General features: G+C 66.2%; 18 protein-coding genes, 2 pseudogenes and 1 riboswitch. Of the genes and pseudogenes, 6 read left to right on the top strand and 14 right to left on the bottom strand.

Going from position 1 to position 24,444, the window contains the following annotated elements:
- Nucleotides 1–88 precede the first annotated feature (88 nt).
- Nucleotides 89–2,731 (bottom strand): glycosyl hydrolase 115 family protein, encoded by a 2,643-nt coding sequence (locus ACCQ00_RS20365; protein WP_039567289.1) that lies wholly within the window; start codon nucleotides 2,729–2,731, stop codon nucleotides 89–91.
- 684 nt (nucleotides 2,732–3,415) lie between these two features.
- On the opposite strand from ACCQ00_RS20365, the gene ACCQ00_RS20360 reads away from it, so the two are divergent.
- Nucleotides 3,416–6,868 carry a hybrid sensor histidine kinase/response regulator gene (locus tag ACCQ00_RS20360; RefSeq protein ID WP_228507658.1) on the top strand — a complete coding sequence of 1,151 codons (3,453 nt, stop codon included), beginning with the start codon at nucleotides 3,416–3,418 and terminating at the stop codon, nucleotides 6,866–6,868.
- 165 nt (nucleotides 6,869–7,033) lie between these two features.
- On the opposite strand, the gene ACCQ00_RS20355 is transcribed toward ACCQ00_RS20360, so the two are convergent.
- The 4 genes from ACCQ00_RS20355 to ACCQ00_RS20340 form a co-directional block, all read right to left on the bottom strand.
- Entirely contained in the window at nucleotides 7,034–7,618 is a 585-nt protein-coding gene (locus tag ACCQ00_RS20355; protein ID WP_017156050.1) for a manganese efflux pump MntP, read from the bottom strand.
- 12 nt (nucleotides 7,619–7,630) lie between these two features.
- A riboswitch (yybP-ykoY riboswitch) is annotated at nucleotides 7,631–7,792 on the bottom strand.
- 79 nt (nucleotides 7,793–7,871) lie between these two features.
- Complete coding sequence (locus tag ACCQ00_RS20350; RefSeq protein ID WP_039567286.1) at nucleotides 7,872–9,359, bottom strand: S41 family peptidase; 1,488 nt, start codon at nucleotides 9,357–9,359, stop codon at nucleotides 7,872–7,874.
- Nucleotides 9,360–9,511: 152 nt separating this feature from the next.
- Nucleotides 9,512–10,639 (bottom strand): helix-turn-helix domain-containing protein, encoded by a 1,128-nt coding sequence (locus tag ACCQ00_RS20345; protein ID WP_039567285.1) that lies wholly within the window; start codon nucleotides 10,637–10,639, stop codon nucleotides 9,512–9,514.
- A 125-nt stretch (nucleotides 10,640–10,764) separates the two neighbouring features.
- Nucleotides 10,765–11,514: an IclR family transcriptional regulator gene (locus tag ACCQ00_RS20340; RefSeq protein WP_017156047.1), complete on the bottom strand. Its 750-nt coding sequence runs from the start codon at nucleotides 11,512–11,514 to the stop codon at nucleotides 10,765–10,767.
- 180 nt (nucleotides 11,515–11,694) lie between these two features.
- On the opposite strand from ACCQ00_RS20340, the gene fucP reads away from it, so the two are divergent.
- Nucleotides 11,695–12,996, top strand: a complete 1,302-nt coding sequence (gene fucP, locus ACCQ00_RS20335) for an L-fucose:H+ symporter permease (RefSeq protein WP_039567283.1) — start codon at nucleotides 11,695–11,697, stop codon at nucleotides 12,994–12,996.
- Nucleotides 12,997–12,998: 2 nt separating this feature from the next.
- The gene (locus tag ACCQ00_RS20330; RefSeq protein WP_017156045.1) at nucleotides 12,999–13,358 is read left to right on the top strand and encodes an L-fucose mutarotase; all 360 of its coding nucleotides are present in this window, start codon (nucleotides 12,999–13,001) and stop codon (nucleotides 13,356–13,358) included.
- A gap of 444 nt (nucleotides 13,359–13,802) precedes the next feature.
- Here ACCQ00_RS20330 and ACCQ00_RS20325 read toward each other — a convergent pair whose 3' ends face one another.
- The 6 genes from ACCQ00_RS20325 to ACCQ00_RS20300 form a co-directional block, all read right to left on the bottom strand.
- Nucleotides 13,803–15,125, bottom strand: coding sequence for an L-fuconate dehydratase (locus ACCQ00_RS20325; RefSeq protein ID WP_372354015.1), 1,323 nt, complete (start codon nucleotides 15,123–15,125; stop codon nucleotides 13,803–13,805).
- A gap of 523 nt (nucleotides 15,126–15,648) precedes the next feature.
- On the bottom strand, nucleotides 15,649–16,506 hold the full coding sequence (locus tag ACCQ00_RS20320; protein WP_039567280.1) for a fumarylacetoacetate hydrolase family protein: 858 nt from the start codon (nucleotides 16,504–16,506) through the stop codon (nucleotides 15,649–15,651).
- A 214-nt stretch (nucleotides 16,507–16,720) separates the two neighbouring features.
- Nucleotides 16,721–17,491: an SDR family oxidoreductase gene (locus tag ACCQ00_RS20315; protein ID WP_039567278.1), complete on the bottom strand. Its 771-nt coding sequence runs from the start codon at nucleotides 17,489–17,491 to the stop codon at nucleotides 16,721–16,723.
- A complete protein-coding gene (locus ACCQ00_RS20310; protein ID WP_039567277.1) occupies nucleotides 17,488–18,360 on the bottom strand; it encodes an amidohydrolase family protein in 873 nt (290 codons plus the stop codon). Before ACCQ00_RS20310 ends, ACCQ00_RS20315 begins: the two co-directional genes overlap by 4 nt.
- Nucleotides 18,357–19,367 (bottom strand): aldo/keto reductase, encoded by a 1,011-nt coding sequence (locus tag ACCQ00_RS20305; RefSeq protein ID WP_039567275.1) that lies wholly within the window; start codon nucleotides 19,365–19,367, stop codon nucleotides 18,357–18,359. The genes ACCQ00_RS20310 and ACCQ00_RS20305 overlap by 4 nt, the downstream gene beginning before the upstream one ends.
- A complete protein-coding gene (locus ACCQ00_RS20300) occupies nucleotides 19,364–19,585 on the bottom strand; it encodes a hypothetical protein (RefSeq protein WP_039567273.1) in 222 nt (73 codons plus the stop codon). Before ACCQ00_RS20300 ends, ACCQ00_RS20305 begins: the two co-directional genes overlap by 4 nt.
- A gap of 90 nt (nucleotides 19,586–19,675) precedes the next feature.
- On the opposite strand from ACCQ00_RS20300, the gene ACCQ00_RS20295 reads away from it, so the two are divergent.
- Nucleotides 19,676–21,298: a family 43 glycosylhydrolase gene (locus tag ACCQ00_RS20295; RefSeq protein WP_039567271.1), complete on the top strand. Its 1,623-nt coding sequence runs from the start codon at nucleotides 19,676–19,678 to the stop codon at nucleotides 21,296–21,298.
- A 208-nt stretch (nucleotides 21,299–21,506) separates the two neighbouring features.
- On the opposite strand, the gene ACCQ00_RS20290 is transcribed toward ACCQ00_RS20295, so the two are convergent.
- On the bottom strand, nucleotides 21,507–21,710 hold the full coding sequence (locus ACCQ00_RS20290) for a hypothetical protein (protein WP_039567269.1): 204 nt from the start codon (nucleotides 21,708–21,710) through the stop codon (nucleotides 21,507–21,509).
- A 3-nt stretch (nucleotides 21,711–21,713) separates the two neighbouring features.
- Nucleotides 21,714–22,277, bottom strand: coding sequence for a peroxiredoxin family protein (locus ACCQ00_RS20285; protein WP_162292280.1), 564 nt, complete (start codon nucleotides 22,275–22,277; stop codon nucleotides 21,714–21,716).
- Nucleotides 22,278–22,618: 341 nt separating this feature from the next.
- Here ACCQ00_RS20285 and ACCQ00_RS20280 point away from each other — a divergent pair.
- Nucleotides 22,619–23,078: pseudogene (locus tag ACCQ00_RS20280) on the top strand (DUF4424 family protein); the annotation flags it as partial.
- A 227-nt stretch (nucleotides 23,079–23,305) separates the two neighbouring features.
- Nucleotides 23,306–23,460 (top strand): annotated as a pseudogene (locus tag ACCQ00_RS20275) (DUF4424 family protein); the annotation flags it as partial.
- 217 nt (nucleotides 23,461–23,677) lie between these two features.
- Here the strand turns inward: ACCQ00_RS20275 and ACCQ00_RS20270 are convergent.
- Nucleotides 23,678–24,346, bottom strand: coding sequence for a response regulator transcription factor (locus ACCQ00_RS20270; protein WP_017156036.1), 669 nt, complete (start codon nucleotides 24,344–24,346; stop codon nucleotides 23,678–23,680).
- Nucleotides 24,347–24,444: the final 98 nt, after the last annotated feature.

Genomic DNA, 24,444 nt, shown 5'->3' with positions numbered 1-24,444 from the left:
CGGGCCGGTCGCCGCCTCAGCGTTGGCGGCGGCGATGGCCGGCTGAGAGCGCCACAGCGCGCTCGCGACGCGCTCCAGCTGGCGCGCTTCAGCGTGTCGGCGCGGGCCCCAGATAGGACACAGGCACCGGCACGGTGCTCAGCACGAGTTTCTCAAGGACGATGTTGTCGTCGATCCGGAAGACCTTGATCGTGTGCCGACCCTTCGCCAGCGTGCCCATCTGCGCCGATACGAACACCGCATTGTCCCGCACCGCGGTTGCCCAGGCTTTTTCGGCGGGCGTGTTCTGTGCCCCGCCGGTGGGGTGCAGTTCCCAATTGACGGTGGTCATCGGACCGTCGTCGATGGAGACGCCGAGGCGGAGCGGCCCGCGGTTGGACGTGTCCAGTGTGGGCGCAAGATACAGGCCGAGCGTCGCAGGGCCCGGCGTGGTGACGACCACGTCGTACTCCACTGCGACACGGTCTTCGGCCGCGGTGGCAGGCTGCCCCTGCGGCAGCGCGACCAGGGCGCCTTGGGTACGTCCCAGCGCGGGGATCGCGGTCCATTGCAGCCCCTTGTTGGCGATGACCCGCGAGTACCTGGGCGCTTCGAGCGATAGCACCCCTGGCGTTTGCGGGGCCGGCGGGGCGAACGCGATGGAGCGCGCGATCCGGTCGGGCGGCGTGTCTCCGCCAACGCGGCTGATCGAGGGCATGGACTGCTGGGTGGGGTCGTTCCAGATCACATAGCTCATGTGGACCTGGTTCATCATGCCGTCCCATTTGCCGCCGTTGATCGTGTGGTAGCGCTGTGTCAGGGCCTTGTCGCGCTCGAAGGCGGTTTCGACCATGTCGGCGAAGTAATTGGCACGTGCATCGTTGCGTGCGGCCAGGCGCTTGTTCCATGCGGCCGCGTAATAGAGCTGGTAAAGATTGGACACTGCCGCGATCGGGTATTCGATCAGCTGGTAATAGGCGTCTTGCTGGTCGGCGGGCAAACTCGCCTTGACCTCGAGCATGCGCTGCTCGAGCGCCTGCCATTGCGCCACGATGGCGCCGAACTCACCGCCATCCAGCTCGGTTGGCGCACCTTCGCCCAGGGCGAAGCTGTCCTGATCGACCAATTCCGGCTTTCGCCGTGCAACCAGCATGCCGTAGCGGGTGATCAGCTCTCCGATGCGTGCGGCATGCGCCGCGTCGAACGATTCCTGCGCCCATCGCTGCGGATACGCCGCAAGTGCCCCGGGCGTCATCGCTTCCGGATTCCAAGCCATCTTCAGGAAAAAACTCAGTGGATATTCCATCGGCTTGATATCGCCGACGTTGACCACCCACAGTTGCCGTGCGCCGCGCTGATAGGCCAGATCCATCTGCTGCCAGATCTTTTCGACCTGATTGGTATTGATCCATTTGTAGTTGCGCGGCACCCCCACATAATCGAAGTGGTAGTACACGCCATACCCGCCGGCGCGCTGCAGGTCGGTGACCGGAAGACGGCGGATCTGGCCCCAGTTGTCGTCGGAAAACAGCAGCGTGACATCGTCGGGGACCTGCATTCCGTGGTCGTAGTAGTCCTGCACTTCCTTGTAGAGCGCCCACACCTGCGGCGTCTGCGCAGCCGGCGCTTTCGTCACATCGGCAATGATGGCGCGCTGGTCCGCCACAACCTTTTCCAGTAGATGGCTGGCCGTGTTCTCGGCCATCGGTTCGTCGCCATCGCCGCGCATGCCGACCGTCACCAGGCTGTCGTAGCGCTGGCCGCCGCCCTTGGACATCATCCGCGCGATGCCGCCCTTCCAGAACGCACGCAAGTTGGCGGCATTGCGGGTGTAGTCCCAGGCACCGCCGCTGTTGGGGATGCTCTTGAGATGCCACTCCTTCTGCGCACGCATCATCGGCTCATGATGGGAGGTGCCCATGACGATGCCCATCTGATCGGCCAGCACCATGTTGTTGGGATCATCGACATTGAATGCCTTGCCCCACATCGCCGGCCACAGATAGTTGGCCTTCATGCGCAGGCCCAGCTCGAAGACATGCGCGTACATCTTCGCGTTGACGCCGCCGAATTTCTTCATCGCCCAGCCCTTCAAGGCAGGGTCTTCGTCGTTGATGAAGAAGCCGCGGTAGCGCACCTTCGGCGCATCGGACACGCTGCCGCGGGTGATGAACAGGTTGGAGCGATGCGCCGTTGCGACGTCGGCAAACCAGTACCACGGCGACACGCCAATCTTCTCCGAGACATCGTAGGTACCGAACACCGCGCCACGGCGATCGGCGCCGACGATGACAAGCGCCCGATCGATCTGCGGCGTGGGGCGATCGACGACAATCTGCGTGTACGCCTCCCAGCGCTGCAGCAGGGCGCGCCTGTCGATTTTGCCGGCGGCGATGAGCGCGTCGATGATCGGGCTGTGGCCGAGCGTGCCCACGATCACGGCCGCTCCGCGGACGCCTGCCAGATCGGTGCTCACGCCACTGCTGTGGCCGGCAACCCGTTGCAGGTCGGCCGCGAAATTGTCGGCCACCGATCGCACGGCGGAATCGGCCGAGGCATCGACCACGACCGTGGCCGGCAGCTCCGAGCGGATCAGCGCAAACGCACCGGCGCTGTCGCGTTCGCACACCGACACCGGCGTGGTACACGCCCAGGCACCGTCGGCGGCGAAAAGGCCGGCAACGATGATCAGCAGGGATCGCACGCCTGACGGCGCAATGGACGAGGTCTGGCTTCTGGCTTGAACGGACATGGGCTCTCCACACCTGCGGTGCTGGTTTCTGGATGGGTGCGACACACGGATCGGCTGCACTGCCAGGCGACGGGCGCGGCCGATGCATGCATCGGTATGCGCGGCGCCTGCACGCCGGGACGCATTCCATCGCGTGGTGGTGAATGCGCATCGCGGTGGCTGCCGTCGTTGCACTGCAACAGTCAATCGCATCGCGCGGTGGCGCAGGCGATAGCGATGCGGGGAAGAGGCATTGCTGCAATGCAAGACGCCATCGCGCAACGAAATCTGGGGCATTCGTCCGATTCAAGGTGGACAGACAGTATGGTGTGTTAGCGCTAACATCAAGCCTGCAGCGCGCAGGTCGTGTCTGTCGCGGGCATGTATTCGCCGATCGCGGCGCTGGCAGCGGTGCGATTCGACGGTGCTGGCATGGTTGAACAAGCCATGGGCGCCGTACCGGTGGCCGCACACCAACCACGGATATGCCCGCAGTTCGCGCGGGCATGTGCGCGCGTCTTCGATGCCAATGCCTGGCAAGGTGGCGGCCGCGGATTCTCCAAGGCCTTGCTTGGCCCGGCAGGGTCCGTGGCGCATGCCGATGCGACCCACGGCAGACGCCACCCGGCCCGGATGCTGCGCCTGCAACGCCAACGTGCGCGACTGCGTAAACTCCACCGCTGGCGCTGCGCCACGTCGGAGGACATGTTGGTCTCGAGCTGGATCCTGTTGCTGGTGTCCCTGGGTTACGCAGCCCTGCTGTTCGGGGTGGCGTGGTGGGGCGATCGCCGTCCGCTGTATCCGGAGCGGCCGTGGCTGCGGCCGGCGGTCTACAGCCTGGCCCTGGCGGTGTATTGCTCGTCGTGGACCTTCTACGGCGCGGTCGGCTCGGCGGTGCGCAATGGCATCGGCTACCTGCCGATCTACCTGGGCCCGCTGCTGTTGCTGCTGTTCGGCTGGCGCATCATCGAGCGCCTGGCACTGATCGCGCGCGCCGAAAATACCGTGTCCATCGCCGATTTCATCTCCTCGCGCTATGGCCGCTCGCGCCGGCTGGCCGCGTTGGTGGCGGTGATCGCGCTGATCGGCATCGTTCCGTATCTGGCGCTGCAATACAAAGCGGTGGCGATGAGCCTGGAAGTGTTGACCGGGCATAGCAGCGCCGGGCGCGGCATCTTCGCCGACCCGGCGTTGTATGTGGCATTGCTGATGGCCTTGTTCGCCACCTTGTTCGGCACCCGCCAGGTCGACGCCACCGAACACCACCGCGGCATGATGCTGGCGATCGCGCTGGAGTCGGTGATCAAGCTGGTTGCCATCGTGGCGGTGGGGCTGTTCGCGTGGCTGTGGTTGAGCGAGCACCAACTGCATATCGCCGATTCGGCGCGCACGCTGTTCGAGCACACGCCGTCGGTGGGCTTCATTTCGCAGACATTGCTGAGTTTTCTGGCGGTGATCTGCCTGCCGCGCCAGTTCCATGTGGCGGTGGTCGAATGCAGTGATGTCGGCGATATCCGCCGTGCGCGTTGGTTCTTCGGCGCCTATCTGGTGATCATCTCGGCGATGGTGGTGCCGATCGCCTCGGCGGGCATCGCGTTGTTCGGCAAGGGCAGTGCGGTGGTCGACGATGCGGTGGTGCTGGCCCTGCCGCTGAGCCAGGGCAACACGGTGCTGGCGCTGGTGGCGTATGTGGGCGGGTTTTCCGCGGCTACCGGCATGGTGATCGTGGCCAGCATCGCGTTGGCCACCATGGTCAGCAACGACCTGGTGATGCCGGTGCTGCTGCGTCGCCGTGGCAGCGCCGATGCGCGCGCGGCGGTGGCCTCGCGCGTGTTGTGGATCCGACGTGTTGCGATCCTGCTGCTGGCGCTCATTGCCTACGGATATCACCGCAGCGTGGCCAACGACACCACGCTGGCCGCGTACGGATTGATGGCGTTTGCCGCGGTGGCGCAATTTGCGCCCGGTGTGATCGGCGGCCTGTATTGGCGTGGCGCTAGCCGCAAGGGCGTGGAGACCGGCATGGCGCTCGGCTTCATGACCTGGATCTACACGCTGCTGCTGCCGGCGGCCACACGCGCCGGCTGGCTGCAGGCGGACTGGCTGGTGGACGGGCCGTTCGGTATCGCCTGGCTGCAGCCGCAGCAGCTGTTCGGCATGCGCGGCTGGGACCCGCTGGCGCATGGCACGTTCTGGTCGCTGCTGATCAACGTGGGCGCGATGATGCTGGTCTCTGCGCGCTGGCGTCCGGGCGTGGACGAACGGCTGCGTGCCGCGCCGTTCCTGGATCCGTACGCGCAGCGCCCGGCGGTGGCCGGCGAGTGGCCGGGGCACGTGCGGGTTGGCGACCTGCAGGCGCTGGCCGAACGCGTGGTGGGCGAGCGGCATGCGCGGCGCGCGTTCGTGGAGCAGGCGCAATTGCTGGAACGCGAACTGCAGCCGACGGTGGTGGCCGACCGCGCCTGGGTGCAGTTCACCGAACGCCTGCTGGCCGCCTCCATCGGCGCCGCCTCCGCACGCCTGGTGCTGACCAGCCTGTTGCGCGGTTCGGGCATGGAGCTGGGCGAAGTGGTGGCGGTGCTGGACGAAGCCGGCCAGGAGCTGCGCTTCAATCGCGAGATTCTGTCCACCACGCTGGAAAACATCAGCGCCGCGGTCAGCGTGGTCGACCCGGACATGCGCTTGACCGCCTGGAACCGGCGTTATCAGCAGTTGTTCGGCTATCCCGATGGCATGTTGTACGTGGGCCGGCCGGTGGCCGATCTGATCCGCTACAACGCCGAGCGCGGCGAACTGGGCGAGGGCGATATCGAAGACCAGATCGATCGCCGGATCCGGCACATGCGCGCCGGCTCGCCGCATGTGTTCGAACGCACCCGCAGCGACGGCAAGGTGATCGAGATGCGCGGTCAGGCGCTGCCGGGCGGTGGCTACGTCACCAGCTACAACGACATCACCGACTACAAGCGCGCCGAACGCGCATTGCTGGACGCCAACGAAAACCTGGAGCAACGCGTGGCCGATCGCTCGCGCGAGGCCGAGCTGGCGCAACAATCCAAGACCCGCTTTCTGGCAGCCATCAGTCACGACGTGTTGCAGCCGCTCAACGCCGCGCGCCTGTTCGCCTCGGCCTTGCGCGAGAGCCTTCAGCACAACGAAGAGCAACGGCATCTGGCCGAACGCGTGGATGCCTCGCTGCGTGCGGCCGAAGAATTGCTCGACGGCCTGCTTGACGTCTCGCGCCTGGATGCCGGTGGGTTGCGTCCCACGGTCGAGGATTTCGACGCCAGCGCGCTGATGCACGAGCTGGCCGCGCAATACGCGCCGGTGGCGGCCAGCCGTGGTCTTCGGCTACAGGTGCATGTGCGCGCGATCTGGGTGCGCAGCGACCGCCGCCTGCTGCGCCGGGTGATGCAGAACTTCCTGGCCAATGCGTTGCGCTACACGCGCCAGGGCCGCATCGTGCTGGGCATGCGTGGGCGCGGGCAGCAGGTGGAGCTGCAGGTGTGGGACACCGGCCCGGGCATTCCCGAGCACCACATGCGGCAGATCTTCGAAGAATTCCGCCGCTATCAGCAGCCCTTCGATTGGGGCGAGCAGGGTCTGGGCTTGGGTCTGTCGATTTGCCAACGCATCTCGCGCCTGCTCGACCACGACCTGAGCGCGCGCAGCCAGGTCGGTCGCGGCAGCATGTTCTCGATCCTGTTGCCGCGTGTGGCGCCGGTTCCGGTGGCACCGCTGTTGCCGGTGACGGCCGCACGTGCATCGCCCAGCGGCGATTCGCTGGCCGGCCTGCGCGTGTTGTGCGTGGACAACGACCGCGAAATTCTCGATGGCATGCGCGCGCTGCTCGGCCGCTGGCAGGTGGAAGTGATCACCGCCAGCACCGTGGACCAGGCGCTGGAACGTGCGCGCGAACAGCCGGACCTGATGCTGGTGGATTACCACCTGCACGACCGCATGGATGGCCTGGACACGCTCGATGCCGTGCAAGCCGCCGCGCCGGCGCCGATCGCCGGCGCCCTGCTTACGGCCGACGGTCGCGACGAACTCAAGCAGCTTGCGCGCGAACGCGGGTATCGGTTGCTGACCAAGCCGGTGAAGCCGGCGTCGCTGCGCGCGTTCCTGAGCGCCTACCACGATGCAAAGACACGCTGACAGGTGCACCTGTGCATCGCGACATGCGGGCGGTACGCCGCAGCGATCACGCATTCCATGATGCCGATCGCGTGCGGTTCGCACGCCCACATAGCGTAGGAGCGCACCCGGGCGCGATGGGGGCGTTACCAGGAAAGCGCGCCGCGCCCAGGTGCGCTCCTACGGCTACGCCGCACCGCCCAGGTGCTCGTAAAGAATCACGCTGCCGACGATCACCAGGATCAATCCACCCAGGATTTCGGCGCGCTTGCCGATCAGATTGCCCAGCGCGCGTCCCAGCATCACGCCGGCAGTGACCATGCTGAAGGTGCACAGGCCCACCACCACCGCCACCACGCCAATGTGCACATCCAGAAACGCCAGGCTGACGCCGACCGCCATCGCATCGATGCTGGTGGCAAAGCCGGTGGTGGCCAAGCCCAGCAAGCCATGCCGCTTTGGCGTGCCGGAGGCTGCATCTTCGGCATCCTGCGGCCCGTTGCGCAGGCCGGCCACGATCATGTGGGTCCCCAATGCGCCCAGCAGCACGAAGGCGATCCAGTGATCGTAGGCAGACACATAACTGGCTGCGGCACGGCCCAGCAGCCAGCCGATCACCGGGGTGATCGCTTCGATGCAGCCGAAGATCAGGCCGGCGCGCAGTGCATCGCGCCACTGCGGCTTGCGCATTGCCGCGCCCTTGCCGATCGCCGCGGCGAACGCATCGGTCGACATCGCAAAACCGATCAACACAATGGAAAAAGGAGACATCGACACTCTCGGGTTGGGCACGGTCACAACGGCATGCGCCCGCGCCAACCGTCGTCGTGCACGCATGCCGCTGGTCTCGCCAAACCGAAACTGGTTGCCTGCACCACGGCGCACTGGCCGAGTATGTTGATGCAGGCGCTTTCGATGCACGAAAGCAGGCTACTCCCCAAGGGGCGCGCAGTGTACCAACGCATTGCCGCGTTCGGTGGGTTTGCACTGCACGCGAAGGTCGGTCTGATCTTTATAGCCGTGGCTATGCGGGCGCATTCTGGTCGCCCTGCGGCGGTGTTCCATCACCACGCAGCAAGGCGCGCACCATGTCCATTTCCGCGTCGCGACCGTCTTGCAGATCCTGCGCCGTGATGTGCACGGGCACATCGGGCAACACGCCGCGATCCGGTTGGGCGCTGATCGGAAACTGCCCAATCAGTGGCAGGTCCACTTCGATCTGCGAGTTGGGCAGATGCAGGAAGAAAAACGCACTGCCGTTGATGCCACGCAGGTTGCCGCCGGTGGGCTGGCCGACCAGCGTGGCCAGGCCGTTGCGCTGCACCTGTTGTGCGAACTCGAAGGTGGCCGAGCTGTTCTCGGCACTGGTCAACACGAAGACCTGGCCGGCGAAGTGCGGCGTGCGCAGCGGCAGGTACGCCTGCGCCGCTGCGCCGCGTGGAGAATCGAGTGCGTAGAAACGCGCGTCGTAGGCGCGCGCACGCGTGCCCCAATCACGGAAGGAACGATCCCAGGTCGTGACAGACGATGCCAACGCATCGGGCAGACGCCGATAGCGCACCAAGTTGCGCACGGGCGGCACAGCCACCTCGCCTGCGGCCAGATAACCAAGCAGCACGCTGCCCACATCCAGCCCGCCCTCGTTGCCACGCAGATCGATCACCAGCGCACGCACGCGCCGCTCGGCAAGGCGAGCGAAGCTGCGCGCCAAGAAGGCGTGCCAGTCCCAGCGGCTCTCATAGAGCGCCCAGTCCGGCATGCGCAGGATCGCCAGATCGCTCGAGTCCATCGTCAGCGTCCATGCCGGTGCTGCGCTGTCGCGTGCACGCTGGGGCGCCATCGCGTTGCGTTGCGCCGCGTCGATGCCGCTGACCCGCAGCGCGCGTGGCGCGTTCGCTCCCGGCGTGCGGACCTGCAGCACCGGGTTGGCGGAAATCTGTGGGAACAGCAGCGGCAGGTACACATCGAATGCCTCGATGCGTGCAAACCCTCGCACCTCCATCTGGGCAACGCGCTTGGCATCGTTGCTGCCGTCCGCGCGTGCCACGCTCATCAGGGCCGCCAGAATCTGCGCGCTGGTAACGCCATCGATCGACAGCACTTCGGTGCCGGGGACCAGGCCGGGCTGGTCCGAGCCATTGCGGCTGATGATCATGCGGCCTTGCAGCCAGCGGAAGTGAAACGGGAGCAGCCGCTCGCCGGGGAACAGGGCCTGCTGGATCGGCGCGGGTTGATTGACGAAATTGGGGAAACTGTGGCCGCAGCGCACGCTGGCGGTCAGGCGCGAAATGGCCAGATAGGCCCGGCCGAGCGTGGCGCCGTGTGCCAGTTCGGCGCGCAGCGCGGCGAAGCGTTGCGCAACCTGCGGCTCGGTAGCGTAGCGGTACAGGCCCGGATGCAGTGCTGCATAGGCCTGTTGCAGCACATCGACATCGGCCAGCAGCGCCGGGCCCGACAGCGGGCTGTCCCTGCCCAACGGCGGCGCTGGCGGGGCGGCCCACGCCGGGCACATGGGCAAGCACAGCACGCACCATGACAGGACGCGCCACAACGGCAACGGGTGGGGGCGGATGCGCGGGGACATGGCAACTCCTTGGCAAGAGTCGAGACAATTCCCGACCGCACGGCGGCATGCGCCTCAAATGCCCAATCGCCAAGCGATTTTCAGGATATGGGACGTTGCGTGCGCCGGTAATCGCTGGGCGTGCAGCCAACCTGCGCCCGAAACACCCGGTTGAAGCTGGCCTTGGAGCCGAAGCCGACCGCCAGCGCGATGGACAGGATGTCCTCGTTGCCCGCCAGCAAACGCCGTGCCTCGGCAATGCGCAGCGCGTTGACGAAGGCGCTGAAGCTCAGCCCCAGCCCCTCGTTGAGCGCACGCGAGAGGTAATTGCTGTTGGTGCCGATGCGGCGCGCCAGCTCGGGCAGGGTGAGGTCCGGCTCGCGCCACCAGCCGTGCGCGCCGACTTCTGCGGCGACGCGTTGACCCAGTGCCTGCCAGTCCTTCTCCGGCGCCGCGGGCTGTGGGCAGGCGGGCGCGGGCAGGTCCGGCACAGGCATTTGCGGGTCCAGCACCTGCGCCGCGTCGCGCTGCGGATAGTGCGCGCGCGCATGTCGCCAACCTTCCAGCCCCAGGTAGTAGACCAGGGCGGCGGTGGCCAGATACCGCGGGAACTCGTCGAAGTACGACAGGCGATGCCATAGGCGGTCGCTGGCGGTAAAGCCCAGCCGCAACGCCACCAGCAACGAAGCGGCCAGCAGAAAGCCGCGCAGCCACGGCAGCCGCAGTTCCTCGCGCGCGCTGCTGTGGTGCTCCAGCCAGCGTTGATAGGCCAGGTACTCGCGCCAGGCCAGCAGCAGGTACACCGCCAGCGAGGCCAGCACCAGGGCATCTTGCAGCGGGGCGATCCAGGGCACCTGCACAGCGGCGTTCCAGGCCCACTTGCGTTGCAGCGGCCAGGTGAACAGCCAGGTGTAGTAGGCGCCTTGCAGCAGCGCCGGCAGCAGATGCAGCGCCCAGCGCGGCGGCAACTGCTGGCGTGCCAGTTGGCGCACGTAGAGCCACAAGAGCGGGCCGATGGCCAGCTCCCAGAACAGCGGCGCGTAGGTAAGGTCCGGGTAGGCGTCGTAGGCGCCGGCATAGCCGAGCGTGTAGGGCGTGATCAGCGCCACCACCACCAGCAGCAACGCCGCCAGACAGCGGTTGGCGATGCGGTTGACCGGCGTCAGCAGCAACAGGACTGCACCGAGCACGCCATGCGCGCTGCCGAGCAGCAGGATGGTGCTCCACATCCCGAAGGTGATGCTGGACATGCGATCCCGCGTGGTCGATCGCGCCGAGTATAGAGGCCAACGGCGGCGGCGCCGTTCCGGCCACGTTTCCGGCCACGGTGGCGTGGCCTTCGCGCGGTGTGCGGCTAGTGCAGCGCGCCGGAAATCTCGGCGGTTGCCGCGCACAGGGCCTGCAACGCCGCTTGCGGGCTCACCAGCGCAGGGCGCCGTTCGATAAAGGGCACCGTGAGCGTGTAGGTGGCGCTGCCGCGTTGCAGGATCGGGGCAGTCAGGTCGACCACGCCCACCACCGCCTCGCTGGGCTGCATGGCATAGCCATCGCGGCGCGCCTGCGCGGCGGCGGCCAGGAACTGCACGCGCTCGAACGGCACGTCGCTGGCCTCGAGCATGTCCAACCAGCGCGCCTGCACCTCCGGCTGCTGGAAGGCGAACAGCACCAGCCCGGAACTGGAATGCGTCAACGGGCGACGATGCCCCGGGCGTACCACCAGGCCCAGGTCGCTGGGTACGTCCATTTGCGCGATCACCACGATCTGGTCACCGGACGGCGCCACCAGGTGGCACGGCTGGTAGATCGCATCGGACAGGCGCCGCATCACCGGCAGTGCGGCTTCGCTGATGCTCTGCACCTGCGGCTGCTGCATCCCGAGCATGAACAAGCGGTTGGTCAGCACGTAATCGCCTTCGCCATCGCGGGTGAGGTAGCCGCGCTCTTCCAGCACCTGCAGCATGCGAAAGATTTCCCCGCGCGAGCGCCCGATGCCCTGCGAGATCGCGCCCATGCTCATCGGCTGCGCCTGGCGGGCGAGCAATTCCAGGATGTCCAGCCCCTTGTCCAGGGCGGGTGCGCGGTACTTGGCGGGTGCGGTGCTCATCCGTTTGCGGGTCCAGGCAAGGTGCGGCGCGCCAGGGTACAGGCATCGCAGGCACGGCGGCGGTGGAAGTCTCTCCGTGCAAATATAAACAAAGATTTTATATTTGCATGGCGCTGGCCTGCGCAGTACGCTCGCTCGATTGCAACGCAAGCGCCACAGCCTTGGGAGGGGAACGGTCGCATGCATCACAGTGACATTGCCGCGTCGCCGCGCGGCAACCTGGCGCGCGCCGCCATGGTTCCCCTGTTGTTGATCGTCAGCCTGTTCTTTCTATGGGGCATGGCCAACAACCTCAACGACATCCTGATCAAGCAGTTCAAGAAGGCGTTCGAGCTGACCGACCTGCAGGCCGGGCTGGTGCAGAGCGCCTTTTACATGGGCTATTTCGTGTTTGCGATGCCGGCGGCGATGTTCATGCGCCGCTACAGCTACAAGGCCGCGGTGGTGCTGGGCCTGCTGCTGTACGCATGCGGCGCGTTCCTGTTCTATCCGGCCGCGCAAGTGCACACCTACTGGCTGTTCCTGCTGGCGCTGTTCGTGATCGCCAGCGGCCTGGCCTTCCTGGAAACCACGGCCAACCCGCTGGTGACCGTGCTAGGTCCGGCCGATGGCGCGGCGCGGCGCTTGAACCTTGCGCAGGCGTTCAACCCGCTGGGCTCGATCACCGGCGTGCTGGTCGGCCAGCATTTCATCTTCTCCGGCGTGGAGCACACCCCGGCCGAACTGGCCGCGATGGCGCCGGCCGCGCGCGAGGCGTTTTTCGCCACCGAATCGGCAGCCGTGCAGATGCCCTACCTGATCATCGGCGCGGTGGTGGTGCTGTGGGCGATCCTGATCGCGCTGGTGCGTTTTCCCAGCGGCGCGCCGGAGGCAGGCACCGGCGCCGCGCCCAGGCGCGCACGCTTTGGCGAATTGCTGCGTAACCGCCTGTTCGTGTTTGCGGTGGTGGCGCAGTTCTTCTACGTGGGCGCGCAGGTCGGCATCTGGAGTTACCTGATCCGTTATCTGCAGGACGCAGTGCCCGGCACGCCGGAAAAAACCGCTGCGACCTATCTGACCATCTCGCTGGTGCTGTTCATGGCCGGCCGCTTCATCGGCACCGCGCTGTTGCGTTACCTGGCGCCTGCCAAGCTGTTGGCGAGTTTTGCCGTGATCAATCTGATCTTGTGCGCGGTGGCCATCGCACTACCCGGGTGGATCGGGTTGTATGCGCTGGTGGCGGCGAGCGTGTTCATGTCGGTGATGTTCCCGACCATTTTTGCGCTGGGCCTGGACGGCATGCACGACGATGCCCGCAAGCTGGGCTCGTCCATGCTGGTGATGTCCATTATCGGCGGTGCCTTGCTCACGGCGGTGATGGGCGCGGTGTCGGACATGGCCGGCATCCACTGGGCGATGGTGGTGCCGGGTGCGTGCTTTGCGGTGATTTTGTCGTTCGCATTGCGCGCCCGCCGCGCGGCGCCCGTCGTTGCAGGAGCCTGAGCATGCCGCGTCTTTGTTATGTGTTGGACCTGCACGACGATGCGGACTTGATCGCCGAATACGAGCGCTGGCATCAACCCACCGAGGTGTGGCCGGAGGTGGTGGCTTCCCTGCAGCAGGCCGGCATCCAGGAACTGGAGATCTTTCGCAGCGGCGACCGGTTGGTGATGCTGATGCAGGTAAGCGAGGACTACGATCCGGCAGCCAAGGCCGCGCGCGATGCAGCCGACCCGCGCATCCAGGCATGGGAGCAGTTGATGTGGCGGTTCCAGAAACCGCTGCCCGGCGGTGCGCCGGGCGAGAAGTGGCGGCCGGCCGGGCGGATCTTTGCGCTGAGTGAGGCGATCCACGCGCAGCGTTAAGAGCGCCCTCATCCGCCCTGCGGGCTCCTTCTCCCGCAGGCGGGAGAAGGGCGTGATTGGCGGGCAGGGCAGATGCGTGCGCTGCGGGGTCTTGCGCGTACCGCCGGGCTCCTGCGACACAGCGTGTGGCGAGCCGCCCGTCCTTGCTCGAGGTCGCTGTCCTGGTGGATACGAATGCAGGAGACTTCCTTCTCCCGCAAGCGGGAGAAGATTCCCGCAGGGCGGATGAGGGAACGCGGGCTCCGGTCGTCGTGTCGGCCGCCAGATCCTCAACCCAGACGGGAGATTGCCTTCTCCCGCAAGCGGGAGAAGGTGCCCGCAGGGCGGATGAGGGAACGCGCGCTCAGGTCTTCGCGCTGGCCGCCAGATCCTCAACCCAGACGGAGATTGCCTTCTCCCGCGCGCGGGAGAAGGTGCCCGCAGGGCGAATGAGGGAACGCGGGCTCAGGTCTTCGCGCTGGCCGCCAGATCCTCCACCCAGAACCGTCCGCCCGGATAGCTGAACTCCGCGATCGAGGCGGCGTGCATTTCTGCGGAGAAGCCCGCCGCTTCCGGGGCGAGATAGCGGCCGTGGCGGATGCGCACCGGGTCCAGGAAATGCTGGTGCAGGTGGTCGACGAACTCGATCGCGCGGTCTTCCATCTTGCCGGTGATGGCCACGAAATCGGCCATTGCCAGATGCTGCACCAACTCGCACAGACCGACACCGCCGGCGTGCGGAAACACGCGCACGCCGAACTTGGCGGCCAGCACCAGGATGGCGAGGTTCTCGTTGACCCCGCCCACGCGCGCGGCATCGATCTGGATCAGGTCCACCGCACCGGCCTGCAGCAACTGCTTGAACACCACCCGGTTCTGCGTGTGCTCGCCGGTGGAGACCGGCACCGGCGCGATGCCCTGGCGGATGGCGGCATGGCCGAGCACGTCGTCCGGGCTGGTGGGTTCTTCGATCCAGGCGATGTCGAATTCGGCCAGCTGGCGCATCCAGTCGATCGCCGGGCCCACGTCCCAGCGTTGGTTGGCATCGACGGCCATGGCGATGTCCGGGCCGATCGCTTCGCGTGCCAGGCGGCAGCGACGGATATCGTCACGCACGTTGGCGCCGACCTTGAGCTTGATGGTGCGGAAGCCGTCGGCCACCGCTTCCTTGGCCAGCCGCACCAGCTTTTCGTCGGAGTAGCCGAGCCAGCCCGGCGAGGTGGTGTAGGCGGGGTAGCCCTGTTCGATCAGCGTGGCGATACGTTGCGCGCGCTGCGGCTGCGCATTGCGCAGGATCGCCAGCGCCTCGTCGCGGGTGAGCGCGTCGGTGAGGTAGCGGAAGTCGATGGTGTCGACCAACTGCTCGGGCGTGAGTTCGGCAATGAAGCGCCACAACGGCTTTTTCGCCGCGCGTGCGGCCAGATCCCATGCGGCGTTGATGACCGCGCCGATGGCCATGTGCATCACGCCCTTTTCCGGGCCGAGCCAGCGCAGCTGCGAATCGTTGGTGAGCCGGCGCGCGAACGCGCCCAGATCGGCGATGACGTCTTCCACCCGCAGGCCGACCACATGCTCGGCCAGTGCCGCCACCGCAGCGGTCTGCACGTCGTTGCCGCGGCCGATGGTGAACACCAGGCCGTAACCGGCCAGGTCATCGGCCGCATCGGTGCGCAGCACGACGTAGGCCGCCGAGTAATCGGGATCGGGATTCATCGCGTCCGACCCATCCAACTCGCGCGAGGTGGGGAAGCGGACGTCGTGGGTTTCGAGGGCGATGATGGTGCGCATGAAAATCCTGGGCGGTGAAGGGTGGAAGAAGAACGGACCGACAAGAACGGAAACAGGGAATTGATCTAGCCCCTCTCCTATCGGGAGAGGGGTTGGGGTGAGGGTGCGAACGCGTAGCGCCGGTTGTGTTGACGCATGGCAGGGCCCCTGCGTTTGAAACTCAAATCACTGAATCGATTGCACGACCAACTGCGTATCGCCATCGAAGCGCTACAACGTTTGGACATTCAATGCGGGCGCCCGTTCGCTAAAGACCTGCTGATGATGCGTTAGCACCAGCATCGAGGTAGCAAACCAACAAACAGCGGCATTGCGTCGATTTGCGCGACGACGTGGTACCTCACCCTCACCCCAACCCCTCTCCCGGTGGGAGAGGGGCTTGAGCTGCAGCGCGTACCCATGGTTGCTCGGCGACGTCTACGGTTGTTGTTCGGCTTTTGCTGCAAAAGAAGGGTCTGGGTGGTGGAGCGCAACGCGTCAACACGCTTTCAATTCGGTAATCCTCTCCTGCCGGCACGCAACCTCACCCCGCATCGCGTGGATGCGCCACCACCGGTTGACGCTGACGACCCAGGCCTTCGATCTCCAGCTCCATCACATCGCCCGGCTTGAGGTAGACCGGTGGCTTCTGGCCCAGGCCCACGCCCGGTGGGGTGCCGGTGCTGATCACATCGCCCGGCATCAGCGTCATGTAGCGGCTGATATGGCTGACCAGCTCGGCCACGCCGAACACCATCGTGCGCGTGCTGCCGTTCTGGTAGCGGTGGCCGTTGACCTCCAGCCACATCGACAGGTTCTGCGGGTCGGCGATTTCGTCGCGGGTGACCAGCCACGGGCCGATCGGACCGAACGTGTCCGCGCTCTTGCCCTTGACCCACTGGCCGCCATGTTCGAGCTGGAATTCGCGCTCGGACAGGTCGTTGATCACGGCGTAGCCAGCCACATGATTCAGCGCTTGGTCCACCGAGACATCGCGCGCCACATCGCCGATCACCACGCCCAGCTCCACTTCCCAGTCGCTCTTCACCGACCCGCGCGGGATGACCACCGTGTCATTGGGGCCGCACACCGCCGTGGTGGCCTTCATGAAAAGAATCGGCATCTTGGGCACTTCCATGCCCGATTCGGCGGCGTGGTCGGCGTAGTTCAAGCCAACGCAGATGAATTTACCGATGCGGCCCACGGCGGCGCCGTAACGCTGTTCGCCTTCGATCACCGGCAGCGCAGAGACATCCAGCGCGCGCAGCTTGTCCACGCCGGCATTGGTGAGATGCTCACCGGCGACATCGTCGATCGCACCGCTGAGGTCGCGGATGCGGCCTTCGCTATCGATCAGGCCAGGGCGTTCGTGGCCTTCGGCGCCAACACGTACGAGTTTCATGCAGTCTTCCTTTGCAAGGGAGGAGTGGAGCGGCCAATCACACGTCGCAGGCGGGTGCGGAAGGTGCGCTCGGAACAGGAATATGGATGATGCATGCTGCAAACAGCGGTGACGCCAGGTGTGAAAGAGCGTTTTTTGTCAGCGCACAACGCGCGATAAAACCCTGGCGAGCGTGAGTGCGCCTGGCGGCTGCACTCTCGTTCGCCAGCGGTGCTCAGTTCGACCAGCCGCCATCGATGATGTGGGTCTGACCGGTGGTGAACGACGATTCGTCCGAAGCCAGGTACACCACCAGCTGCGCAATCTCGCGTGGGTCGCCCAGGCGGCCCATCGGCTGGCGGTCGGTGAAGCTCTTCCATACCGCCTGTTCGTCGCCGCCCAGGGCCTTGACGCGCTGGCCCAGCGACGGCGTCTTGATGGTGCCCGGGCAGATCGCATTGCAACGCACGCCCTGCGCCACGTAGTCGGCCGCGATCGCCTTGCTCAGCCCGATCACCGCGGCCTTGGTCACGCCGTACACGAAGCGGTTCGGCACGCCCTTGATGCTGGAGGCCACCGAGGACATGTTGATGATGCTGCCGCGGCCGCGTTCGAGCATGCCCGGCAACACCGCCTTGCAGGCGTAGTACATCGCATCGACGTTGATCGAGAACGAGCGGCGCCACGCCGGCTCGTCGCAGTCGAGAATGCTGCCCTGATGCACGAAGCCGGCGCAGTTGAACAACACATCGAACGGGCCGTGTGCGGGGATCAACGCGTTGATCGCGGCAGCATCGGTGACGTCGAGCAGTTGGGTGGTGATGGCATCGGATTCGGCGGCCAGTGCCTGCAAGGCCCCGGCGTCGATGTCGGTGGCGATCACCTGTGCACCGGCGCGTGCGCAGGCCAGCGCACTTTCGCGACCGATGCCGGCGCCGGCGGCGGTGATCAGGCAACGCTTGCCCTGCAGGCGGTTATTGGAAGTGGTGGGAATCGAGACAGTCATACCGATGAAGTTCCGTGGGTGGGGGCCGCCGGCCGTGGCAGACGATAGAACGTGCGTGCGTTGTCGCCGAAGATGGCTGCCGCGTGTTCGGCGGCATGCCGGGTAACGAGTTGCTGGGCAAGCGCGAACCAGTGTGCGTAATCGGCGCGCAAGGTCAGCACCGGCCAGTCGCTGCCCCAGAGCAGCCGCTGCGCGCCGAAGCGGGCGAACAAGTGCGCCACATACGGCTCCAGCGCGTCCACGCCCGCGCCGCGCGCGGCTTCGGTCAGCAGGCCGGAGAGTTTGCAATGCACATTGGGATGCTGGGCCAGTGCGGCCATGCCGGCGGCCCAGGCGACGAATTCGCCGGCCGCAATCTGCGGTTTGCCGCCGTGATCGACCACCACGCGCAAGCCCGGATGGCGCTTCAGGCGTGCCTGCAGTGCCGGTACATGGGCGGCACGAATCAACGCGTCGAAGGCCAGATCGTGCGCCAGCAGGGCATCGAAGGCGGCATCCAGGGCAGGACTGGCCAGCCAGTGCACGTCGGCGATGTCCTGCACCATCGGGCGCAGGCCCTTGAGCACGCCGCCGCCGGCGCGCACCAAGGCGCCGATGCGTGCAGCCGCATCGGGTGCGGCGAAATCCACCCAGCCCACCACGCCGGCAATGCGCGCATCGTCGCGGGCCAGCTCGAACAGGTAGCAGGTCTCGGCCTCGGTGGCGGCCGCCTGCACCACTACCACGTGATCGACATCGGCCGCGTCCAGCGCAGCGCTGACGTCATCCGGGCCGAAGTCGCGGTACAGCGGCGCCAGCTCCGGCGTCAGCCAGTGATAATCGCCACGGGCCAGGTGCCAGAAGTGCAGGTGCGCGTCGACCCGGCTCATGGCGTGGGCAGCTCCGTTGCGAGCAGACCCTCATCGCGCAGGCGTTGCCACAGTGCCGATGGCACCGGAGCGGCAAGCCGCGTTGCAGCCGATCGCACTTCGGCCACGCTGCGCATGCCGGCCACCACCGTGGTCACCGCCGGGTGCGCCAGCGGGAACTGCAAGGCGGCCGCACCGATATCCACCTCGAACGCCGCGCAGGCCGCGTACAGCCGCTGCGCATGCTGCAGCGTTGCGGTGTCGACCGGGGCGTAGTTGTAGGTGGCGCCGGGGCCGCGTGCGTCGCTCAGCAGGCCGGAGCTGTACGGGCCGGCCGACAGGATCGCCACATTGCGTTGCTGCGCCTGATCCAGCAGCGCACGCGCGCCATGCTGTTCCAGCAGGGTGTAGCGGCCGGCCAGCATCACGCAGTCGAGCGGAAAGCGCGGCAACACCTCCAGTGCCACGTCCTGCTCGTTGACGCCCAGCCCGATCGCCCCGCAGGCACCGGCCGCCTTCAGCTCCGCCATCGCCGGCAAGGCCTCCTCCAAGGCCTGGCGCAGGACGTTGGCGTGGTTGTCGCCGTGGGTGAGCGCACCGATGTCGTGCAGCAGCAGCACGTCCATGTAGTCGGTGCCCAGGCGCTGCAGGCTGGAGTCGAACGCGCGGCGGACGCCGTCGGCGCTGTAGTCGAACTCGGCACGCCGCCCGGCCACCGCAAAGCCATCGCGGCCGGCAACGGCGCGCGCATCGTCGTAGACGCAACGGCCGACCTTGGTCGACAGCGTGTAATCCGCGCGCGGCACGCCGGCCAGGCCACGCCCCAGGCGCGCTTCGCTCAGCCCGTAGCCGTAATAGGGCGCGGTATCGAAATGGCGGATGCCCGCCTCGAACGCGCCTGCAACCGCTGCCAGTGCGTCCGCTTCATCCACTTCCGCATACAGGTTGCCGATCGGGGCCGCACCGAAGCCCAGTGCAGACAGCTGCACGTCGGTGCCGCCCAGGCGCTGCCGTGCCACGCCGCTCATACGCGCCGCTCCGCGAGCAGGGCGCAGGGGCGGGCGCTTGAAGAATCCGTAGACCAGAAGCTGAGCATTGCAACGTCCACCATCCGGCCGGTGCCGGACTGTTCGCATATGAATATGGCAATCATCAATGAACAGATCACGCTGCAGTGCAGCATTGCGCTGGCCTGGGTGTGCGCATCGTCGTCGAGGCCGGCGGCGCTATGTCGGATTTCGCACATGGCATGACCAGTTCCTATAACGCCCCGCCTGCGGTTGCGGCATGACAGCCGGTGCGGCTAGATACCTGCCTTCTTCAACGAACCTGGCGCATGGCAGACACGACACGGCGGGATTTGTTCAAGGGGCTGGCTGCCGGCGCACTGGTCGCACCGCTGGCGGCCGCGGCCCAGGCGTCGGCGACACGGTGCGCACGCACGCCACAGTGGGCGCGCGGTGTGGAGGGGCAGCGCAAGGCGGATCTGGGCGACGGCACCTATCTCAATCCCATCGTGGCCGGCGATCACCCCGACCCCACCATCCTCAAGGATGGCGACGACTACTACATGACGTTTTCGTCGTTCTTTTCCTACCCGGGCATCGTGCTGTGGCATTCCACCGATCTGGTCAACTGGACCCCGATCGGCCCGGCGTTGCATCAGGAGCTGGGCACGATCTGGGCGCTGGACCTGTGCAAGCACAACGATCGCTACTACATCTACATCCCGGCCAATCCGGACGACACCGGCTGGTCGATCTTCGTGATCTGGGCCGACGACATCCGCGGGCCGTGGAGCGCACCGATCGACCTGAAGATCGCCGGCTGCATCGATCCCGGCCACGTGGTCGGCGAAGACGGCAAGCGCTATCTGTTCGTCAACGGCATCCGCAAGATCCGCCTGCGCGATGACGGCCTGGCCACCGACGGGCCGCTGGAACCGGCCTATGCGCCGTGGCGTTATCCCGACCACTGGGTGGTGGAGAATTTCGCGCCCGAAGGCCCCAAGCTGACCTGGCACGATGGGTGGCTGTACCTGGTCACCGCCGTTGGCGGCACCGCCGGGCCGGTGACCGGGCACATGGTCATCGCCGCGCGTTCGCGCTCGGTGCATGGGCCGTGGGAGCACTGCCCGCGCAATCCGCTGGTGCGCACCCAATCGGAGCAGGAGCCGTGGTGGTCGCGCGGGCATGCCACGCTGGTGGAAGGGCCGCGCGGCGACTGGTGGATGGTCTATCACGGCTACGAAAACGGCTTTCGCACGCTGGGGCGGCAGACCTTGCTGGAGCCGATCGAGTGGACGGCCGACGGCTGGTTTCGCGCCACTGGCGGCGATCTGTCCAAACCACTACGCACACCGGCACGCGTGCCTGCCGGCGGCATGGCGCCGGCGACGGGGTTGGCCTTGTCCGACGATTTTTCCAGCGACAGGTTCGGCACCCAATGGAGCTTGCATGCGCCCAAGCCCGGCGAACAGGCGCGGGTGCGGCGTGCGCACAAGGCGCTGACGCTGGCCTGTGCGGGCAGCTCGCCGATCGACAGCACGCCCCTGACCTGCGGCGTGCCCGATCGCGCCTACATGGCAGAGCTGACGCTGGAACTGGTCGGCAATGCCGAAGGCGGCATGGTGTTGTTCTATAACCACAAGGCCTTCGTCGGCATCGGCTTCACTGCCGACACCATGAAGACCTACGAATATTCCGAAGAACTGGTGTGGGCACGCGCGCCCAATACGCATCGGCGCATTCGGGTGCGGTTGACCAACGACCACCAGATCGTGAGTTTCGAATACTCCTTCGACGACGGCCGGCAGTGGGCGCGTCACCCCACCCGCATGGAAGTGTCCGGATTCCATCACAACGTGTTCGGCGGCTTTCTGAGCCTGCAACTGGGCGTCTACGCCGCGCAACAAGGCCACGTGGTGATGCGCGACTTCCGTTATCGCGCGCTGACGTAAGGATGTGGCGTGCCCCACATAGCGCTGCAGTCAAACGGCGAGGCCCGGGGGACCTCGCCGTCAGGCGTGACAGCGACCATCGAGGCCTTGTGCACAGCGTCAGCCGGATGCGGACGGCACGAAGAATTGGAATGTAGACGTGTACATGCCGATTCCGTACGCCGGCCTGCTCCATCCGATAGCGAGGCAGTCGCTCTCGCGATCGCAATTAACCGCAGCAGTAGCAGACGTTGCCCTGGCCCAGGTCGCCGCCGAATTCCGGACACTCGGCTTTGCAGGCCCATGCACTACACGATTCGACTTTCGGCTGTGCGTTATCGACCGCCATCACCTGGAAGGCACCGAACCCGGTACTGGCAAGAAAGGTCGCTGCCATCAACGCATTACGCAAGCTTACCCAACGCTTCTTCATGCATTACTCCTTCACCGTTGCAAAAGCCGCTGGCGCGTCCGTGCGGCGCAAGGCGGCAACGAGGTCCTGCACCCGCTCCGTGGTATCGAAAATGCCAAGATGCGAATGACGCACGCGCCCCTCCCCATCGATGGCCATCAGCAGCGGCACATTGCGTGCGCGGAACAGCATCAGCGCGCGACGATCGGTCAACGTGACCACCGGGAAATCGAAACCGTGCACATGGGCGTAGCGCGCCGCCTGCGCCGCATCGCAATGGCACACGCCCAACAGCTGCGGCCGTCCGGGAAGGTTGGCCTGCAGCTCCCGCGCTGCCCGCAGCACGGTCGGTGCCGAGCGCTGGCAGTACGGGCAGGTGGTGGTGAAAAAGAACAGCACCTGTGCCGGCCCCTGCGGCGCACCGAGCAGATGCCGCCGGCCATCGCCATCGGTCGCTTCGATACGCGGCACGTACATGCCGTCATACGGCGTGCTGATGCGCGTCTGCAGCCACTGCTGCTGCACGCGTAGCTGCCGGTTCTGCCACGCCAGCACCGCAATCAATGCACAGGCCACCAGCAGGCCCATCCAGAGCCAGGGGAAACGTCGCGCCATGCCAGCTCCAAAGCGTCCTGGGTGCTCGAGCCTTGCCCAGGCATCAGCTCATGGTCAATGGTGATATCGACAACTGCGATGTCGCACGGTATGCGGTTGTGGATGCGATCACGCCCCCGCGCTTGGGCTTGTCACTGAAGCAGGGTGTCGCGATCGGCATTTGCGCAATCAGCGCATCGTGGAAGGGTGCAAAGCGGCATTGGCATGGGCAAGCGCGTGGAAGGCTGGGATGACGTTGCGCGAGCGCGCACAACGTTTTCGCCACCACTAGCGAGCGCGACCTGAGCGTACCGGTGGTCTTTCTGATACTGCCGATGTACTACCGAATGGCCGACAACAAGGCACTGAGCGATTTCAAACTCTGGGCCGACGGCAAGCCGGCTGCCACCGCGCGCAAGCTGGGTATGCTCCTGGATGACGGCAGCAAGAACTCCACTGCGTTCGCCGCCACCGGCTGGACCCAGGACAATGTCGCCGCCTTTACCGCACCGGCCACGCCGCCGAACGGACGCAAACCGCTGCCCGCACTGGGTCGATGGCGATGGGCCGGCGCGATTCACGCTTGATGCCTACTTCGTCTGGCAGCAGGAATTTCCTGCCAAGGTCAGAGTGCAGATCCGCCACCGCTACACACCGCCTGTCCACCGGCATTCCGCAGCCCAGCAGGGAGTGGCTGGAGTCATATGCAAAGACACCTGTATCGAACCGACGACCCAGGCCAGCATGCAGCGTCGTGAGGACAAGTGCGGTCTGGAATGGACCAACCTGTGCTACGTGCGCACGAACGGCAACCACTGGAACGGCCCGATCAAGCAGGCAACAGCCTGCGTTGAGGCCGGCATGCTGGCGCAGGCACGATTGCACCGGCGCGCGCAGCGTTTGCTGCCCGCCGGCATCGATACGGTGGCGCTGCTTCCACGCACTCGCCGTCGCTGCGGGCCGTGCCCGGCGCGTCGTACAGCACCAGCCAGGTGGGAATCTTGCCCGCCAGTTGCCTGGGGTTCCGGCTGACCATTCGCAAGCAGGCGGCCAGCGCCATCCCGAGCGTGTGCCTGGATGGCGAACTGAAAAAGCCGACCCGCTGACCTTCCAGTTCACGCAGCCCAACTTGGTGCCGATGCGCGAGTTGCACGTGCTGTTGGTGTGCGCGCCGGAATTGGGGACACGGCCTGAAAGTGCAGGAACGCGCTTGCGCGCGATACCGCACTACCGATAACGCCCTCGCGCCCGGGTGCGCTCCTACCGCGGTGCCGGAGCGTGCGATGTAGCGCAGCGCATCGGGTGACTCGGATGGATGCCGGGTCAGGCGCAGGCGCGCACCCGGGCGCGATGAAGTGTTCCCGAGACGCCCAACGCAGGACGTCCGGCGCGACTCATTCCTCTTCCGGCGGCGGCAGCACGATGCCGTCGGCATCGATGGCGAGCTTGCCGGCCATCAGCACTGCCTGGGTGCGATTGGTGACGCCGAGCTTGCGCAGGATCGCGGTGACGTGGGCCTTGATGGTGGCTTCGGACACGCCCAGGTCGTAGGCGATCTGTTTGTTGAGGCGCCCGGCACCCAGCATCTGCAACACGCGAAATTGCTGTGGCGTGAGATCGCGCAAACGTTGGCCAACCTCGCGTTCCTCGCTGTCGGTCGGCGGCAGGTTTTGCGCTTCGGCCGGGATCCAGCGCTCGCCGTCGAGCACGGTGGCCAGCGCCCGCCCGATGGTGTCTGAATCGGCGGATTTGGGAATGAAGCCGAACGCGCCGTGGTCGATCGCGCGCCGCATCACCGTGGGCTCTTCGCGTGCGGAGACCACCACCACCGGCAACTGCGGATGCAGCGAGCGCATGTGCACCAACGCGCTGAATCCCTGCGCGCCAGGCATGTTGAGATCCATCAGCAGCAGATCGGCGTCCGGCTGCGCATCGGCCAGGGTGTACAGCGCATCCACGTTATCGGCTTCGAATAGTTCCACCCCCGGCATCACGCGCTGCACCGCCCCGCGCAAGGCTTCACGGAACAGGGGATGGTCGTCGGCGATGAGCAGGGTGGTCATTGGGGAGCCGGGAATCGGGAGTGGGGAATCGGGAATCGCGAAATCAAGAGCAGCCCAGAAGCAGGCAAGCAAGCAGCAACTAACGAGGGCACAGGCAG

The organism is Xanthomonas sp. NCPPB 3761 (assembly GCF_041475705.2).
Taxonomy (GTDB): Bacteria; Pseudomonadota; Gammaproteobacteria; order Xanthomonadales; family Xanthomonadaceae; genus Xanthomonas; species Xanthomonas phaseoli.
This window is presented reverse-complemented; position numbering and strand designations above follow the sequence as displayed.